Origin of the sequence: Streptococcus oralis (assembly GCF_001579525.1) — a bacterium.
Lineage (GTDB): Bacteria > Bacillota > Bacilli > Lactobacillales > Streptococcaceae > Streptococcus > Streptococcus oralis_M.
This window is the reverse complement of the sequence record NZ_LQZC01000011.1, coordinates 33,711-51,342: the sequence shown is the minus strand read 5'-3', so window position 1 is coordinate 51,342 and position 17,632 is coordinate 33,711. Positions and strand designations below refer to the sequence as shown.

13 protein-coding genes are annotated in these 17,632 nt (G+C 43.1%); 7 read left to right on the top strand and 6 right to left on the bottom strand.

The features are described 5' to 3' along the window. The first annotated feature begins 21 nt into the window (after nt 1-21). Together SORDD25_RS06955 and SORDD25_RS06950 are read left to right on the top strand one after the other, a co-directional pair. Nucleotides 22-1,923: an alginate lyase family protein gene (locus tag SORDD25_RS06955; RefSeq protein WP_061853133.1), complete on the top strand. Its 1,902-nt coding sequence runs from the start codon at nt 22-24 to the stop codon at nt 1,921-1,923. 59 nt (nt 1,924-1,982) lie between these two features. Next, entirely contained in the window at nt 1,983-2,984 is a 1,002-nt protein-coding gene (locus tag SORDD25_RS06950) for a LacI family DNA-binding transcriptional regulator (protein WP_061853132.1), read from the top strand. A 109-nt stretch (nt 2,985-3,093) separates the two neighbouring features. On the opposite strand, the gene SORDD25_RS06945 is transcribed toward SORDD25_RS06950, so the two are convergent. Genes SORDD25_RS06945 through SORDD25_RS06930 form a run of 4 tightly spaced genes read right to left on the bottom strand, consistent with a single transcriptional unit; the run spans nt 3,094 to nt 4,749 of the window. Next, complete coding sequence (locus tag SORDD25_RS06945; RefSeq protein WP_061853131.1) at nt 3,094-3,633, bottom strand: DUF3278 domain-containing protein; 540 nt, start codon at nt 3,631-3,633, stop codon at nt 3,094-3,096. Nucleotides 3,634-3,645: 12 nt separating this feature from the next. Further along, nucleotides 3,646-3,987, bottom strand: coding sequence for a hypothetical protein (locus SORDD25_RS09490; protein ID WP_061853130.1), 342 nt, complete (start codon nt 3,985-3,987; stop codon nt 3,646-3,648). A 10-nt stretch (nt 3,988-3,997) separates the two neighbouring features. Then, entirely contained in the window at nt 3,998-4,540 is a 543-nt protein-coding gene (locus tag SORDD25_RS06935) for a DUF3278 domain-containing protein (RefSeq protein ID WP_061853129.1), read from the bottom strand. A 14-nt stretch (nt 4,541-4,554) separates the two neighbouring features. Next, nucleotides 4,555-4,749, bottom strand: a complete 195-nt coding sequence (locus SORDD25_RS06930) for a helix-turn-helix transcriptional regulator (RefSeq protein ID WP_001082470.1) — start codon at nt 4,747-4,749, stop codon at nt 4,555-4,557. A gap of 162 nt (nt 4,750-4,911) precedes the next feature. On the opposite strand from SORDD25_RS06930, the gene rsmH reads away from it, so the two are divergent. The 4 genes from rsmH to mraY are packed head-to-tail and all read left to right on the top strand — an operon-like array spanning nt 4,912 to nt 9,431. After that, nucleotides 4,912-5,862: a 16S rRNA (cytosine(1402)-N(4))-methyltransferase RsmH gene (gene rsmH, locus SORDD25_RS06925; RefSeq protein WP_000159388.1), complete on the top strand. Its 951-nt coding sequence runs from the start codon at nt 4,912-4,914 to the stop codon at nt 5,860-5,862. A gap of 10 nt (nt 5,863-5,872) precedes the next feature. After that, entirely contained in the window at nt 5,873-6,190 is a 318-nt protein-coding gene (gene ftsL, locus SORDD25_RS06920; protein WP_000840795.1) for a cell division protein FtsL, read from the top strand. 3 nt (nt 6,191-6,193) lie between these two features. Then, the gene (gene pbp2x, locus SORDD25_RS06915) at nt 6,194-8,449 is read left to right on the top strand and encodes a penicillin-binding protein PBP2X (protein ID WP_061853128.1); all 2,256 of its coding nucleotides are present in this window, start codon (nt 6,194-6,196) and stop codon (nt 8,447-8,449) included. A 1-nt stretch (nt 8,450) separates the two neighbouring features. Beyond that, nucleotides 8,451-9,431 carry a phospho-N-acetylmuramoyl-pentapeptide-transferase gene (gene mraY / locus SORDD25_RS06910; RefSeq protein ID WP_061853127.1) on the top strand — a complete coding sequence of 327 codons (981 nt, stop codon included), beginning with the start codon at nt 8,451-8,453 and terminating at the stop codon, nt 9,429-9,431. A gap of 69 nt (nt 9,432-9,500) precedes the next feature. Here mraY and SORDD25_RS09195 read toward each other — a convergent pair whose 3' ends face one another. Then, nucleotides 9,501-14,444, bottom strand: coding sequence for an SIALI-17 repeat-containing surface protein (locus SORDD25_RS09195; protein WP_081103674.1), 4,944 nt, complete (start codon nt 14,442-14,444; stop codon nt 9,501-9,503). Between the two features lie 253 nt (nt 14,445-14,697). Continuing rightward, the gene (gene treR / locus SORDD25_RS06900) at nt 14,698-15,411 is read right to left on the bottom strand and encodes a trehalose operon repressor (RefSeq protein ID WP_061853126.1); all 714 of its coding nucleotides are present in this window, start codon (nt 15,409-15,411) and stop codon (nt 14,698-14,700) included. A gap of 184 nt (nt 15,412-15,595) precedes the next feature. Here treR and treP point away from each other — a divergent pair, with 184 nt between their 5' ends. Beyond that, nucleotides 15,596-17,614 (top strand): PTS system trehalose-specific EIIBC component, encoded by a 2,019-nt coding sequence (gene treP / locus SORDD25_RS06895; RefSeq protein ID WP_061853125.1) that lies wholly within the window; start codon nt 15,596-15,598, stop codon nt 17,612-17,614. Nucleotides 17,615-17,632: the final 18 nt, after the last annotated feature.

Genomic DNA, 17,632 nt, shown 5'->3' with positions numbered 1-17,632 from the left:
TTCTTTTTCTGGTAATAGATAATGAAAGAAGAAAGAAGACAATTTTTTGAAAGAGTCGATGGGGACCAATGTCGTGATTATATCTTGTCCCACTGTTCAAAAGACTATGAGAAGGTCAAGTGTTCCCTTGAACGCTTGATGGACAATCGTTTTATGTTTGATAGTCCTTGGGATATGGAACCTTGTTCAAAAATCCATCAAATCCAGCCGATGGTATGGGATCAAGTATTTGAAGATGATATAGAATGGGCTTATATGCTCAATCGACAAGAATATCTCTTGCAGTTTGTGATAGGGTATCTGGTAGAAGGAGATAAGGGCTATATTCAAAAGTGCAAGTTCTTTCTATTTGATTGGATTGAGCAGGCGAGAGAGTTTTCTCCTCAATCTTTGATGACTAGGACCTTGGATACGGGCATTCGCTCCTTTACTTGGTTGAAACTGGTCTTGCTTCTCTTGAAATTTGATTTGCTAGAAGAGGAAGAACTAGAACAAATCCTGGCTAGTTTAGAAAAGCAGATTCATTTTATGAGAGAGCATTATCGAGCCAAATATACTCTCAGTAATTGGGGAATGTTGCAAACTATTCCGATGCTTGCGATTTATCATTTCTTTTCTGATAAGATGGATTTAGAAGAAGTTTACCATTTTGCTTCAGAGGAGTTGAAAAAGCAGATCGAGACACAGATTTTAGAAGATGGGACTCAGTTTGAACAGTCAATTCTCTATCATGTAGAGGTTTATAAAGCCTTACTGGACTTGTGTATATTGCTTCCAGACTTGCAAGAAAGTTTTCAAGAGTTGCTGGAAAAGATGGCAACCTATATTCAAATGATGACCGGCTTGGATGGACGGACCTTAGCTTTTGGAGATAGCGATTCGACAGAAACGACAGAGATTTTGAGCCTGTCTGCTGTTGTTTTGAACAAGGAAGACCTTCTTGATGGCCTAGATCTTAAAGTCGATTTGGTTAGTCTCTTGTTCGTGGGGCAAGAAAAGGTCAAGCGACTGCAGGGATTTGAAAAGAGAGCTTGGCAGGCAAAGTCCATGATTTTTGAAGACTCTGGACATGTCTGCATTAAGGATGAACATCGTTATCTATTTTTCAAAAACGGTCCGCTAGGAAGTGCCCATAGCCATAGTGACGAGAATAGTTTTTGCTTACAGTATCAAGGTCAACCGATTTTCATAGATGCGGGGCGTTATTCTTATCGGGAGATAGATGAACGCTACCTCTTAAAGAGTGCTTGGAGTCATTCGACCTGCATGGTAGATGGGAAAGCTCCAGGGAGAATTACGGGGTCCTGGGAATATGAACACTATCCTCACTCCCTATTTTGTCACCACAAAGAAAGGGAGGGAGTGCATTATATTGAGGGAGCTTACTTGTCAGTAGAGTCTGATTTGTCTTATCTTCACAAGAGAAAAATCGTCATGCTAGTGGAAGATGTATGGTTAGTGGTGGATGACATCAGATGTCAAGGTCGACATGAGGCATTGACCCAGTTTATTCTAGACAAGGAGATGACCTACCAAGGTGGGAAAATTAATCAGTTGAAGCTATGGAGTGCAGTTGATTTTGATTTGGAAGATACTATCATTTCTCCTAAATACAATGAGCTTGAAAAAAGTAGCAAACTCACCAAACGCCAATCCTTTGAGAATCAGATGCTGGATTATACAATCATTGCACATGAGAGTTTTAAAATCATCCGCCATTCTGTCTACCAGACAGATGGTCATAAAGTAGAAAATGCTCTGGCTTTTGAGGTGAAAAATGACAAAACAGACAAGCTGATTTTGTTATTAAGCGAAGATATTTGTATAGGTGAAAAATTGTGTCTTGTTGACGGAACAAAAATGCGTGGAAAATGTCTGGTATATGATAAAATAAATGAGAGAATGATTCGCTTGCAGTGCTAGAAATAGGTTTCCTGAATAGTGAATATGTTATAATGAGTATTAGTAGGAGGTGTTTTAGATTGGAGAAGAAACTGACCATAAAAGACATTGCAGAAATGGCTCAGACCTCAAAAACAACCGTGTCATTTTACCTAAACGGGAAATATGAAAAAATGTCCCAAGAGACACGTGAAAAGATTGAAAAAGTTATTCATGAAACAAATTACAAACCGAGCATTGTTGCTCGTAGCTTAAACTCCAAACGAACAAAATTAATTGGCGTTTTGATTGGTGATATTACCAACAGTTTCTCAAACCAGATCGTTAAGGGGATCGAGGATATCGCTAACCAGAATGGCTACCAAGTAATGATAGGGAATAGTAACTATAGCCAAGAGAGTGAGGATCAGTATATTGAAAGTATGCTTCTTTTGGGAGTGGACGGATTCATTATTCAGCCGACCTCTAATTTCCGAAAATACTCTCGTATCATTGATGAGAAAAAGAAAAAAATGGTCTTTTTTGATAGTCAGCTCTATGAACACCGGACTAGCTGGGTCAAAACCAATAACTATGACGCTGTTTATGATATGACCCAGTCTTGTATCGAAAAAGGTTACGAGCATTTCCTCTTGATTACAGCGGATACAAGTCGTTTGAGTACTCGCATTGAGCGGGCAAGTGGTTTTATGGATGCCTTAACAGATGCTAACATGCGCCATGCTACTTTAACCATCGAAGATAAGCATACAGACTTGGAGAAAATCAAGGAATTTTTACAAAAAGAAATCAATCCTGATGAAAAAACTCTGGTATTTGTTCCTAATTGCTGGGCCCTACCTCTGGTCTTTACCGTTATCAAAGAGTTGAATTATAACTTGCCACAAGTTGGCTTGATTGGCTTTGACAATACGGAGTGGACTCGCTTTTCTTCTCCAAGTATTTCGACGCTAGTTCAGCCTGCCTTTGAAGAGGGACAACAGGCTACAAAAATCTTGATTGACCAGATTGAAGGTCGCAATCAAGAAGAAAGACAACAGGTCCTGGATTGTAGTGTGAGTTGGAAAGAGTCGACTTTCTAAGATGAAAGGGAAATGACTTGTGATTTCTGTTAAGAATGTAAAGAATCCCACCTAGAACATGCTAGGTGGGATTCTTTGTCTATATAATGAGAAATTAGCGAATCTTGGTCTATTTTTTAACGTTTTCCGATAAAAAGGCGTAGGTCATGGTTCCAAAGATTGCTCCAGCCCCAAGGCTACATACTAGCAAAGGTAGCAATCTTTCAATTTGGAAGAGATTTTCCCAAAAGGTGTCAAGGGGAAGATGTTGAACAAAGAGTTTATGAAAGATTAGTAAGAGGAAGAGACCAAGCTGAATGCTGAGAAATACACCCCAACTACGAACTTTGATTTGACTTTTGCTGTAGCTTTTATGATGAATCTCGGACTGGTCATCCTTGTCCAAATGTAAGTCTCGAACTGCTAATCTCGCCCTGGACGAGAGGATGAAGATGAGTCCAAAATAGAGGTAGGGCATAGCATCTCGAACCAACTCTATGAAGCGTCCAAATAGGAGATAGAACAAGAAGAGTAGGAGGGAGGAGTAAACGATTTGGATCAAGGAACGCGCACAAGCTCTGTAGATTATCTCTTGGCGGCATTCATCAAAGGGGCCTTGTATGTGAAAGAATAATTTGAGTAAGCGAGTGGTGAAATCTTCTTTTTTCATGGGAGTAACCTTCTAAATGAGCGATTTTTGATTGACTTCTTTAAAGAGTTGATAGAGAGTATAGAAGTAAACCAAATTAAAAATGATACAGATTATTAGAAATACCAGGTATCTCCAATCCATAGGATTTGTTAAAAGTTGTGGAAAGGATACGAGGATAAAACAGAGAGATGCGTTTAGAAGACGTATTTTTTTTGATTGGATTTTCTGGGATCTCTGTCCCTTGTTCAATACAGGAAGGAATAAAAGAAAGATAATCAAGAAAGGATGCTCAATATGTCCAGAAAGTAGGAAAAAGGTAACAAAGATACTGATAAAAACATGACTGATCAGTAGTCTAGCTAGTGATTTCATAAGGCACCTCCTAGTCGTCTTCTTGGTCTTTCTTGGCTTTTTGAATGCGAAGAGAGACGATAATTTGTATGGTAAATCCGAAGAAGAGGGTAGCTAGGATAGTTGATACAAAATGCCCTGTATTTAAAAGAGAACCAAGATAATCCTTGCTATCATCGGTTAGGACATTCAGAAGCGGTATTCCAAAGAACATGCCCATGCCATAGATTAGACCAGCTTTTAGACCCGGAAAATGTAGCTGTTTGCATTCTTTCTGACTCAGCATTTCGGGATCAATAGCTGTGATGCCTGTTTTCTTGGTTTGAGAGACCACATAGAGGGCAGCCATCATCGAAATGCCAAATACCACGAGAGGATAGCCGATAGCGACAATTTGTGGGTATTTATAAGCAAGGACAAAGGGGATGAGATTGCCAAATATCATCAGATAAAAGAGGAACATAAAGACCTGATTCCCGATACGATCGGCCTCGCGCCGTTTGTGTTCGTCAAGGGGACCAGAAATGCCGTATGTACGTTTGATCAGTTTTTCAGTGAGGGTTTCTTTTTTCATTTTTCTTCTCCTTTTTAAAAATCATCCTCCCAAAAGAGACTGTTGAGGTCAGTTTGGAGGCTTCGAGCGAGATTGAGACAGAGTTCTAGGGTTGGATTGTACTTGTCGTTTTCAATCATGTTGATGGTCTGTCTCGAGACACCGATATCTTTGGCGAGCTCGAGCTGGGAAATGCCCAGTTCCTTGCGGAATTCTTTCACACGATTCATAGGGTCTCCTTTCTGATATGTCGTATATATTTGACTACATTATATTCTTTTGGGGATAAGATGTCAAGTATATATGACATATTTTTGAGAATTTTTTTCGAAGAAACTTAGCCTTGTCTGACAAGTGCAAGCTGGTCAGATTTGTGGTAAAATAGATAAGATATGACAAAAGAATTTCATCATGTAACGGTCTTGCTTCATGAAACGATTGATATGCTGGACGTGAAACCTGACGGTATCTACGTTGATGCGACCTTGGGTGGAGCAGGCCATAGCGAATATTTATTAAGTAAATTGAGTGAAAAAGGACATCTCTATGCCTTTGACCAGGACCAAAATGCCATTGACAATGCGCAAAAACGGTTGGCACCCTATATCGAAAAGGGGATGGTAACCTTCATCAAGGATAACTTCCGTCATTTGCAGGCACGTTTACAAGAGGCTGGTGTCCAGGAAATTGATGGAATTTGTTATGACTTGGGAGTGTCCAGTCCTCAGCTGGATCAGCGTGAGCGTGGTTTTTCTTATAAAAAGGATGCGCCACTGGATATGCGCATGAATCAGGAAGCTAGTCTGACGGCCTATGAGGTGGTCAATCATTATGACTATCATGACCTGGTTCGGATCTTTTTCAAGTATGGTGAGGATAAGTTTTCTAAACAGATTGCCCGCAAGATTGAGCAAGCGCGTGAGGTGAAACCAATCGAGACGACGACGGAGTTGGCAGAGATTATCAAGTCGGCCAAACCTGCCAAGGAGCTCAAGAAAAAGGGACACCCTGCCAAGCAGATTTTCCAGGCCATTCGGATCGAAGTCAATGATGAGCTGGGTGCGGCAGATGAATCCATCCAGCAGGCCATGGACATGCTGGCTTTGGATGGTAGAATCTCGGTCATTACCTTCCATTCGCTGGAAGACCGCTTGACCAAACAGTTGTTTAAGGAAGCGTCAACAGTGGAAGTTCCCAAAGGCTTGCCCTTCATTCCAGACGATCTTAAGCCTAAGATGGAATTGGTATCCCGTAAGCCAATCTTGCCAAGTGCCGAAGAGCTAGAAGCCAACAACCGTTCGCATTCAGCCAAGTTGCGCGTGGCTAGAAAAATTCACAAGTAAGAGGAAAAACATGGCAGAAAGAATCGAAAAAACAAGTCAGTTATTGCAAACGAAGTTTAAGGGTTTTTCACGTGTGGAAAAGGCCTTCTATGTTTCGATTGCTGCAACAATGATTATTCTGGCAATTAGTGTTGTGTTTATGCAAACCAAGCTATTACAAGTTCAGAATGAATTAACTAAGGTTAATGCTCAAATTGAAGAAAAGAAAACAGAGCTTGACGATGCTAAGCAAGAGGTCAATGAATTGATTCGTTCAGAACGTTTGAAAGAGATTGCAAACTCCAAGGATTTGCAGCTGAATAACGAAAATATCCGAGCAGCGGAGTAAGAAATGAAACAGTGGAAAGAAAAAATCATCCGTTATGCCGTTCGTAATCGCAAATCTCCAGAAGAAAACCGCCGAAGAGTAGGGAAAAGCCTGAGTTTATTGGCTGTCATACTCTTCGCTGTCTTTTTGGTGAACTTTGCGGTTATTATCGGAACGGGTAGTAAATTTGGTAAGGATTTGGTTCAAGAGGCCAAAAAGGTTCACCAAACAACCAAGACGATTCCTGCAAAACGAGGGACTATATACGATCGTAATGGAACGCCTATTGCAGAGGATGCGACTTCTTATAATATATATGCTGTTATTGACAAGAACTACAAGTCAGCAACTGGTAAAATCCTCTATGTAGAGGATTCTCAATTTAATAAGGTAGCTGAAATTTTCCATAAATACCTCGATATGGAGGAGTCTTATGTCAAAGAACAGCTTTCTCAACCAGATCTGAAACAGGTATCTTTTGGAGTCAAGGGAAATGGGATCACCTATGCCAATATGATGGCCATTAAAAATGACCTCAAAACAGCTGGGGTTGAGGGGGTTGACTTTACAACTAGCCCTAACCGCAGTTATCCCAATGGACAGTTTGCTTCTTCCTTTATCGGTTTAGCGCAACTCCATGAAAATGAGGATGGCACCAAAAGGTTGATTGGGACATCTGGATTGGAGAGTTCTTTAAATAGCATTCTCGCAGGTACAGATGGGATCATTACCTATGAGAAGGATCGTCTGGGAAATATTGTTCCGGGTACGGAGCAGGCTTCCCAACACACGGTAGATGGAAAGGATGTGTACACAACCCTTTCTAGTCCCTTGCAATCCTTTATGGAAACTCAGATGGATGCCTTCCAGGAAAAGGTAAAAGGCAAGTATATGACGGCTACCTTGGTCAGCGCTAAGACAGGGGAAATCCTCGCTACGACCCAACGGCCGACCTTCAATGCCGATACCAAGGATGGCATCACAAAAGACTTTGTCTGGCGTGATATCCTCTATCAAAGTAACTACGAGCCAGGATCAACCATGAAGGTGATGATGTTGGCTTCAGCCATTGATAACAATACCTTCCCTGGTGGTGAATACTTTAACAGTAGTGAATTGAAAATAGCAGATGCGACCATTCGAGATTGGGACGTCAATGAAGGTTTGACTAGTGGTGGCACCATGACCTTCTCTCAAGGGTTTGCCCACTCAAGTAATATCGGGATGACCTTGCTTGAGCAAAAGATGGGAGATGCAACCTGGCTGGACTACCTCAACCGTTTCAAATTTGGGGTGCCGACCCGTTTTGGTCTGACAGATGAGTACACAGGTCAATTACCTGCTGATAACATTGTTAATATTGCCATGAGCTCATTTGGACAAGGGATCTCTGTCACCCAGACTCAGATGCTTCGTGCCTTTACAGCCATCGCCAATGATGGAGTTATGTTGGAGCCGAAATTTATCAGCGCCCTCTATGACCCGAATGACCAGTCTGTTCGTAAGTCTCAAAAGGAAATCGTCGGAAATCCTGTATCAAAAGCGGCAGCGTCCTCTACTCGAGACCACATGGTCTTGGTCGGAACAGATCCTGTCTATGGTACCATGTACAACCACAGTACAGGAAAGCCTAATGTCAATGTTCCAGGTCAGAATGTCGCCCTCAAATCAGGGACTGCTCAGATTGCCGATGAGAAGAATGGGGGCTACCTGACAGGTGAAACCAACTATATCTTCTCTGTTGTGTCGATGCATCCTGCAGAAAATCCTGACTTTATCCTCTATGTGACGGTGCAACAGCCAGAGCATTATTCAGGCGTTCAGCTGGGAGAGTTTGCCAACCCAATCCTTGAGCGGGCTTCTGCTATGAAAGAATCCCTCAATCTTCAGTCAACTGCCAAGAGCTTAGATCAGGTCAGCAAGACGACAAGTTATGCCATGCCAGCTACCAAGGACTTTACTCCGGGTGACCTAGCAGAGGAATTGCGTCGTAACCTTGTCCAACCAATCGTTATCGGAACAGGAACCAAGATCAAGGAACTCTCGGTTTCTGAAGGAGATAATTTGGAAGCCAATCAGCAGATCTTGATCCTGTCAGATAAGGTCGAAGAAATGCCTGATATGTACGGCTGGACAGATGAAAATGTGCAAACATTTGCCAAATGGCTGAATATAGAAGTCGAGTGGGAAGGTAGTGGCAAAACGGTCAAGAAACAAAGTGTCCGTGCCAATACAGCCCTCAAAGACATTAAAAAAATGAAAATAACTTTAGGAGATTAAGATGATTAGTTCCATTAGTGCTGGAATTCTGACCTTTCTATTGACCTTGATAGGTATTCCAGCCTTTATCCGATTTTATCGAAAAGCACAGATTACGGGACAGCAGATGCATGAGGATGTCAAGCAACACCAAGCTAAAGCTGGGACTCCAACCATGGGAGGTCTTGTCTTCCTGATTGTTGCAGTTGTTGTGAGCTTCCTTGTCGCTCTCTTTACCCAACAATTGACCAACAATGTAGGCATGATTTTGTTTATCTTGGTTTTGTATGGTTTGGTAGGTTTTTTGGATGATTTTCTCAAGGTCTTTCGTAAGATTAACGAAGGCTTAAATCCCAAGCAAAAACTTGCTCTCCAGCTCCTTGGAGGAGTGATTTTCTACCTCTTTTATGAGCGTGGTGGCGACATGCTTTCAGTCTTTGGCTACCAAGTACATCTGGGTATTTTCTATATCTTCTTTGCCCTTTTCTGGCTAGTTGGCTTTTCAAATGCGGTGAATCTGACGGACGGGATCGACGGCTTAGCAAGTATTTCCGTGGTGATTAGCTTATCGGCCTACGGTGTGATTGCTTATATGCAAAATCAACTGGATATCCTTCTTGTGATTCTTGCCATGATTGGTGGTTTGCTAGGCTTCTTCGTCTTTAATCACAAGCCTGCCAAGGTTTTCATGGGAGATGTGGGAAGTTTGGCTCTAGGTGGGATGCTGGCAGCAATCTCTATGGCCCTCCACCAAGAATGGACGCTTTTACTGATTGGGATTATCTATGTCTTTGAGACAAGCTCTGTTATGATGCAGGTCACCTACTTCAAACTTAGTGGTGGGAAGCGTATTTTCCGTATGACACCTGTCCATCACCATTTTGAACTTGGAGGATTCTCAGGCAAGGGCAATCCTTGGAGCGAGTGGAAGGTTGACTTCTTCTTTTGGGGAGTTGGACTTCTAGCAAGTCTCTTGACCCTAGCTGTTTTATACCTGCTGTAAAACTAACTTTTGATTACAAAATAAAACAGGATGAAGGTGATCTTCATCCTGTTTTTGTGTGCTTAAAGGTTAGTTGGAGTCATCCTTTCTTCCTTTTAACATAAAAGTGGCTGTAAGGGCTAGGCTGAGGCCTGCTAAGAAGAGGAGAGGGTTGGACGCTTCTCCTGTCGCTGGAAGTTCTTCTTTAGGAGAATGATTTCCAGTTTTAGCAAGGCTCGGACTAGCTGAAAGTTGTTCAGCCTCGTGTGCTGAGGTTTCTACATCTGAACCACTTGGTTTTTCCTCTGTGTTAGAGCTTGTTCCAGCAGCTTGATAGACGACAGCATAGGTACTGAAATGATTAGTGATGAATTCTACCTTTCCGTCTCGAACGGTGAAATCAAGGACTTGCAACTCCTTATTTGGAGTGAGGTAGTAAACATTTTCTACGCTAGCTGAAACAGGCAAGCGAACTAAGACAGCGCCTTTTGGCTGTACGCTATGATCTGTTGGATTTTTAAGTTGTAGGTCGTAAGCGTCATAGGTCTTGCCAAAGAGTTCTTGAGCTAGGACACGTCGGCTAGAAACGTGAGAAATTCCTTCTAAGTCGCTGGCTCCACCGATGATTTCTATTCCAGTCTCCTTATCTTTTAAAACTTGAACTGGATAGTCAGGAAGGCTAAGGCTTGGAGCGGCCTGATCTCCGCTAGTTCCGATAGGTTCGGTGTATTCAGGTTTTTCAACAGTAGGAGTTTCCTCTTGCCCTGCTGTTCCGATAGGTTCGGTGTATTCAGGAATGTCAACAGTAGGAGCTGGTTCCTCTCCCTTGCTTGTAGTTGGCTGACTCTCGTCAACCTTTTTCTCATCCTTTTTAGTAAAGACGGCCACGATAGGGCTGCTTGTGGTATTTCCTTGAATGGTATAAGCTTCAATGGCATTTCCAGCTTTGCGATTGGTTTCGTCAGGGATTGGGATTTGAACTTGATTGTCTTGGATTGATAGGATAGTCTGATCCCCACTGGTAACCAGATGCGTTTCATCCACCTTACGCAAAACTAGAGGATCTTTGACACCTGGGAAGGTCACTGCGATGGCTTCCCAATCTCCAGCTGGTAGGCTTAAAGAAATGGTTTTGTCATTTTCCTTAAGAGGCGCAATGCTCGGGCTATCTATACCAACAGCAGGGGCTTTGATGATATCAAAGGAGTCTAGAGAGATTTTCTTGCGACCTTCTGGCGAATCTGGGTCAACTTGTAGTGTCAGGATGTGCGGACCGTCAGTAAGGTTTGTAAATTCGCCAATAAAAGCTCTCTTTTCAGTTGCACCTGAAGTGTAGAAGTCTAGACTTGGCATTTCTTTGCCATCTAGTGTAACACGTGCTCGTCCAAGGGTAAGGCTCTTCAAACCATAGATACGAATACCTGTTCCTGTAAAGGAAATAGTTGCCTGAGCTTCTGAAGCTGCACTAGAGTCGCTGTTGTTAATATCAGCGTACTTTTCCGTGCCTCCGTAGAGTTCAGGGTCGGACCAGTCCTTAAACTGGGAACCATACTGGATGCGCGAATCACGATCATCCATTTTTTCAATCGTATTGCCTGTTCCTGCTAGGATCTTGAAGTAGTCTAATGAAATTTTCGAGCGCTCACTACCACGTCCTTTGTGCTCACGTTTAACACTAAGAGTCAATGTGTGAGGTCCGTCAGACAATCCTGCGAAGCGACCGATGAGACTACCTTTTTCAGTTGCCCCAGCAGTATGGAAGTCAAGTTCGCCGACCTCTTTGCCATCAATTTTAGCAGTGGCAAGACCTAGTTCAGACGATTTCAGTCCATAGATTTCGATACCAACACCAGTGAAAGGAATGGTGGCAGTGAGGTCTTCGTCTGTGTAGTCTCCTTTTGAAAGGTCAGCAAATTTCTCTGTTCCTCCAAATAATTCTGCGTCTGCCCAGTTTCCAAAGGCAGCTCCGTACTGGATACGGCCGTCTCGATCATCCATCAATTCACTAGGGGTTTCTACAGTTGCTTGTTCAGAGACTTGTGTAGAAACTTCGCCCAGCATAGCTTTGACCGTATAGGTATAGGAGAGTTGAGGATTGAGTGATCGGTCAATAAAGTGGGTTTGATTGGTTACAAATTCTTTGGTCGCAGAGGTTTGGCCAGTTTCGTCTTTCACTTGTCTTTGGATGACATAGTGGGTAGCGCCTTCTACTTGGTTAAAGGTGAGTTCGGCAGTGACTCCATTTTGTCGAACGGCTGTCAGACTGGTTACACGACCGGGGAAGTGTTCAAAGGTAATGACGTCACCTTTTTGTGTTGCCAGTTGGATGCGATTGTTTTTGAGAATCGTTACCTTGATTGGTTTGCCATTGACCTTGATTTGGCTGGCTTCGATATTTGGATAATCTACAACCAAGTCTCCACCGACATTTGAAAGGAAGGACAAGCTTTGCAGGTTTTTATCTTTCCACTTCATGCTAACTTCAAAGTTTCCTCGAGCAACCAAGCCAGAAACCTGACCGTCTTTCCAGGCATCTGGAAGAGCTGGTAATGGTGCAATATAGCCTGTATGAGATTGGAGAAGCATTTCTGCCATCCCACTGGTTGCTCCGAAGTTGCCATCGATTTGGAAAGGCGCGTGGGTATCCCAAAGATTTTCTAGAGTTGAGTACTTGAGCTGTTCAGCGAGCAAGCGATGGGCGCGGTTACCGTCCAGCAAACGAGCCCAGAGGTTGATTTTATTAGCCATAGACCAACCAGTACCCCCATCTCCACGGTGGTTGAGGGTAGCACGCGCAGCCTCTAGGTATTTAGCTTGGTCCTTGCTAAAGAGCGTACCTGGGAAGAGACCAACTAGATGGGAAACGTGACGGTGGTTGTTTTCAATCCCTTCATTGGTGAATTGTAGACTGTCCTCCTCGTACCATTCCTTGATGCGTCCCTCTTTGTTGATGTGAAGTGGTTTGAGTTTGTCAAATTTAGCCTTAACCTCTGTAACTAAGTCTTGGTCGACATTCAGATGTCTAGCGACTTCCATGTAGTCGTGGAATAGTTGCCAGACTAGCGATTGGTCAAAGGTATTTCCGATGGTGATGGTCCCGTGTTCTGGTGAGTAGGATGGAGAAGATACCCAACGGTCACTGGCCTGGTCATAGTGCAAGAAGGAATTCCAGAACTTAGCTGTTTCCTTGAGCATTGGATAAATCTTTTCTTTGAGATAGGTCTCATCCTTGGTAAATTTATAATAGTCATAGACATTCTGCATCATCCAAGCGTTGGCTGCTGGAGACCAACCCCAATAGTAATTCCAGCCTGGAGTAGTCCAGCCAAATGGTGTTGCTTGGGTGTGGACCAGCCAACCATTTTCTTGTCCGTCTTTGGATTCGATACCAGCGTATTCCTTGGCAGCGATACGACCATAGTAACGCATGTCGTCAATGTAATTAATCATTGGCTTGGCTGTTTCGGCAAGATTGCTCATGTAGGCAGGCCAATAGTTCATTTGCAAATTGACATTGAGGTGGTAGTCAGCGTTCCAAGGTGGATTATCTACAGCATTCCAGACTCCTTGTAGGTTGGCAGGAAGGGCATCTGTCCGATCACGAGACGAACTGATGAGTAGATATCGGCCGTATTGGAAGAAGAGTTCTTCCAATTTTTGCCCTTTTTCTGGGTTATAGCCTTGAAGGGCCTCTTTTGTCGTTTGAGCAGTCTTGTTTCCACCTAGATTTAGTTTGACGCGGTTAAAGAGACTTTGATAGTCCTTGATATGGGCCTTTTTCAGTGTTTCGTAGTCTTTGGCCTTAGCTGCTTCGACAATCCCTTTAATTGTTTTTTCGAGGTCAATGTCTTTTCGATAGTTGGTTTTTGGATTCTGAGCAAAGTTAGTCTTGGCACTGAGATAGAGAGTTGCATAACTTGCGCCTGTAACGGTCAGAGTTTCCTCCTGAACAGTCACCTTTCCGTCCGTTTTAATTCCTAGATAAGATGCAAATTTGAGGCCGTTATCTTTGACAGTTCCCTTTAGAAGGATTCCGTTTGCATTTGTAGTGACATGACCATTCTTATAGTTGGAATATTCCCAAGAGTAGTTGCCGTTAGCAAGCAAGTCTTCTGTCAAACTGTTCCAAAGAGTAAAGTCAAGTGTCTTGTTTCCTTTTTTGGTCAAGTGGGTCACAGTGACATCATCAGGATAACTGGAGAAAGTTTCGCGTTTGAAGGTGGTCCCATCTTGGGTGTAAGAAGTGGTCGTAGTGGCTTCAGTGATATCCAGATTACGGTGATAATCAGTTACAGTATCTAGTCCTTTCTTCTGGTTATTAAAGACCATGAAGATATCTCCAAAGGCTAGGTAACGTCCATACTGGGCGTTGTTTGGTCCAACTAGATTTTGTTCAGCTAGCTGTTTAGCTTTTTGGCGGTCACCAGCTTCGAGGGCTTTACGTATCTCTGCTAAGACCTTGTAGCGGTCCTTGTAGTTTCCACCGTTATAGTCGGTGCTATCGGGTTGTGGCCCTCCTGACCAGAGGGTCTTTTCGTTGTACTGGATTCTCTCTTCCCCAATGAGACCGAAAACCTTGGCTCCCATCTCTCCATTTCCGACAGGGAGGGCTTGTTTTTCCCATCCATCATAGGAGGGAGCTGTTGGCTGATTGTAGCTGAGTTGATAGTTTTCTTGCTTTGTCACCGGCTGATCTGTTTTTTCAGGTTCCTTATTTTCTTTAGCTTCTACAATGGCTTCTTCACTAGCTTGACTATTTGTCGTCTGAGTCTCCTCAGCTGGCTTGCTTTCGGAAACTACTGGACTCTCGGCTAGAGATGGTTTTGTAGTTTCAGTCGCTTCGTCTGCTTTGGGTTCACTATCAGGCTTAGTGATAGCTTCGACAGAGGTTGGTTCAGTTTGCTTGACCTCAACACTGTCTGCAGCTACAGTATGGTTGACTAGAAAAACAGCCCCTAGTAAAACAGAAGCAGTCCCAACCGTCAGCTTGCGGATGCTATAGCGACAGGATTTCTCCCAAAAGTGTTTTTTCATAAAACCTTCCTTTGTTTATTAGAAATCGCTTACATTTTATAAAGCAGTTTCGTTTAAATTGTTTCTATTTATCTCCTCACCTCCCATTCTAATGGTCGCTTAGCATTTGTCAAGAGCTTTTTAGTAAGATACATATTTGCTGTTGTTTTTTCTTAAGATAGTAGAATAAGTAGCAAGCAGTCCCTCTTTTCCAACTCTCAACTCCTTTATTTACTACTAAAAAACAGTTGAGAGTATCCCCAACTGTAAGTGTTTATTTCGGATGTCTTTTGGCAAAGTCAACAAAGTGAAATTTTTCTAATTTATGGCGACTTTCGGTGAATTGAAACTGGCGCCCGTCTTGGAGATAGACTTTTGACTTGATCGAAACGACATAAGGGTCTTTGCCAATATCCATGAGAATCTTGTCTCGGTCACTGGTGTGGTCAATGGTGATTTCTTTCTGAGCATAATCGATGTTAAGTTTGAGGTCGTCCTCTATATACGAGTAGATAGACTGCTCAGCGATTTGGCGAGTGAGATTTGGGATCAGTTCCATATCTAGATAGTCCGTATCCAGAACCGATACCAGGTCATCCACTACACGCTGGCGGACCACCTTCCACACCATCCGAAACTCTGGAAAGCCAGTTATCAGTGAGGACTTTTTATCGATAATGATCTTGTCCAGACTGACCACGTTGGTTTTAGAGCTCAGCCCCAGTTCCTGGACCAGTTCTTGGTAGCTGGTTAGGTTAGAGACAGGGAAATTGACCGTTTCTTCTTTGACGACTTGAGAACCTTGCCCCCTTATCTTTTTGATCAATCCTTCCTCTTGGAGGAGGGACAGAGCTTTTCGGACGGTGTCACGGCTCACCTGATACTGATTCATGAGTTCGTGTTCACTAGGGAGGAAATCTCCGACAGCGTAAGTCTCGTTTTGAATGGTTTTTTGGATTTGCTTAAATAATTGTTGGTATTTCTTCATATTGCTTCCTTAAATGAGTTTTGAGTCTTATTTCATACATACTTGTATCTATTTTACCATACAAGTGCTAGAAAATATCCAAAAATATCCTCTTTTTATAGCAAACAAGTTGCATACAAGTTTGGTATCGTTTACAATAGAACTATCAAGTCAAGCTTGCTTTGACAAGTATAAGGAGAATCAAATGGGAAAATTTGAACAAGAAGCCAAAGATCTGCTTCAAGCAATCGGAGGCAAGGAGAATGTCACTGCTGTTACCCACTGTGCGACACGGATGCGTTTTGTTCTCGGAGACGAAAAGAAGGCCAATGTCAAGGTCATCGAGTCGATTCCAGCCGTCAAAGGGACCTTTACAAATGCGGGTCAATTTCAGGTGATTATTGGGAATGACGTGCCGATTTTTTATAATGATTTTACAGCTGTTTCAGGCATTGAGGGTGTTTCCAAAGAAGCAGCCAAATCTGCAGCTAAGAGCAATCAAAACGTGCTTCAACGTATCATGACCACTCTAGCAGAAATCTTTACACCAATTATTCCAGCCTTGATAGTTGGAGGGTTGATCCTCGGTTTCCGTAATGTTTTGGAAGGTGTGCATTGGGAATGGTTAGGGCAAAAAATCGTTGATGGAGTTGCTCAGGTAACCCAAGACGGTCAGCCTATCTACAACACGATTACCGACGTGTCCCCATTTTGGTCAGGGGTTAATCACTTCCTCTGGTTGCCTGGTGAAGCAATCTTCCAGTTCTTACCAGTAGGGATTACCTGGTCTGTCTCTCGTAAGATGGGAACCAGTCAAATCTTGGGAATTGTTCTCGGGATCTGTTTGGTTTCACCTCAGTTGCTCAATGCCTATCTAGTAGCTTCTACTTCAACCGAAGAAATCGCAGCCAACTGGGTATGGAATTTTGGCTACTTTACTGTTAATCGTATCGGTTACCAGGCTCAAGTTATCCCAGCCTTGCTTGCAGGCTTGAGTCTGTCTTATCTTGAAATTTTCTGGCGCAAGCATATCCCAGAAGTCATTTCCATGATTTTTGTGCCTTTCTTGTCTTTAATTCCAGCTTTGATTTTGGCTCATACTGTCTTGGGGCCAATCGGTTGGACAATTGGGCAAGGACTTTCAGCAGTTGTCTTGGCAGGTTTGACTGGTCCTGTTAAGTGGCTCTTCGGTGCGATTTTTGGTGCCCTCTACGCTCCATTTGTCATTACCGGTCTGCACCATATGACCAATGCCATCGACACACAATTGATTGCGGATGCTGGCGGAACTGCCCTCTGGCCAATGATTGCACTTTCTAATATTGCTCAAGGTTCTGCTGTATTTGCCTATTATTTCATGCATCGTCATGATGAGCGTGAGGCTCAGATTTCACTTCCTGCAACCATTTCAGCCTATCTCGGTGTTACAGAACCAGCCCTCTTTGGGGTCAATGTCAAATACATCTATCCATTTGTAGCTGGGATGATTGGTTCAGCCCTTGCAGGCATGTTGTCCGTTACTTTCAATGTAACGGCAGCTTCTATTGGTATCGGTGGTTTACCAGGTATCCTCTCTATTCAACCTCAATACATGCTGCCGTTTGCAGGAACCATGCTAGTTGCTATTGTTGTACCAATGCTCTTGACTTTCTTCTTCCGCAAAGTAGGTCTCTTTACAAAGACAGAGGATGATACAGCCTTGCAGGCAGAATTCGTTGCCCAAGAAGAGGCAGAATTTGTCAGTCATGAACCAGTAACCCTTGCTCCAGTAGAAATTGTCAGCCCACTGACTGGTCAAGTGAAAGAATTGAGTCAAGCGACGGATCCTGTTTTTGCATCAGGCGTTATGGGACAAGGCCTAGTCATTGAACCAAGCCAAGGTGAATTGACTTCTCCAGTCAATGGGACAGTGACGGTTCTTTTCCCTACCAAGCATGCCATTGGTATTGTCTCTGATGAGGGGGTAGAATTGCTCATTCACATCGGTATGGATACAGTAGGTCTTGATGGCAAAGGTTTTGAAAGTCTTGTAGCCCAAGGAGACCATGTCACAGTAGGTCAGAAATTGATTCGTTTTGATATGGATGTCATTAAGGCTGCAGGTCTCGTAACAGAAACTCCTGTTATCATTACCAATCAAGATGCTTATACAGCGACTATTACTGGAACTTATCCAACAACTATCCAAGCTGGGGCAGCTCTCATGGTCGCTACACGAATCTAATCGAAATAGTACAAACAG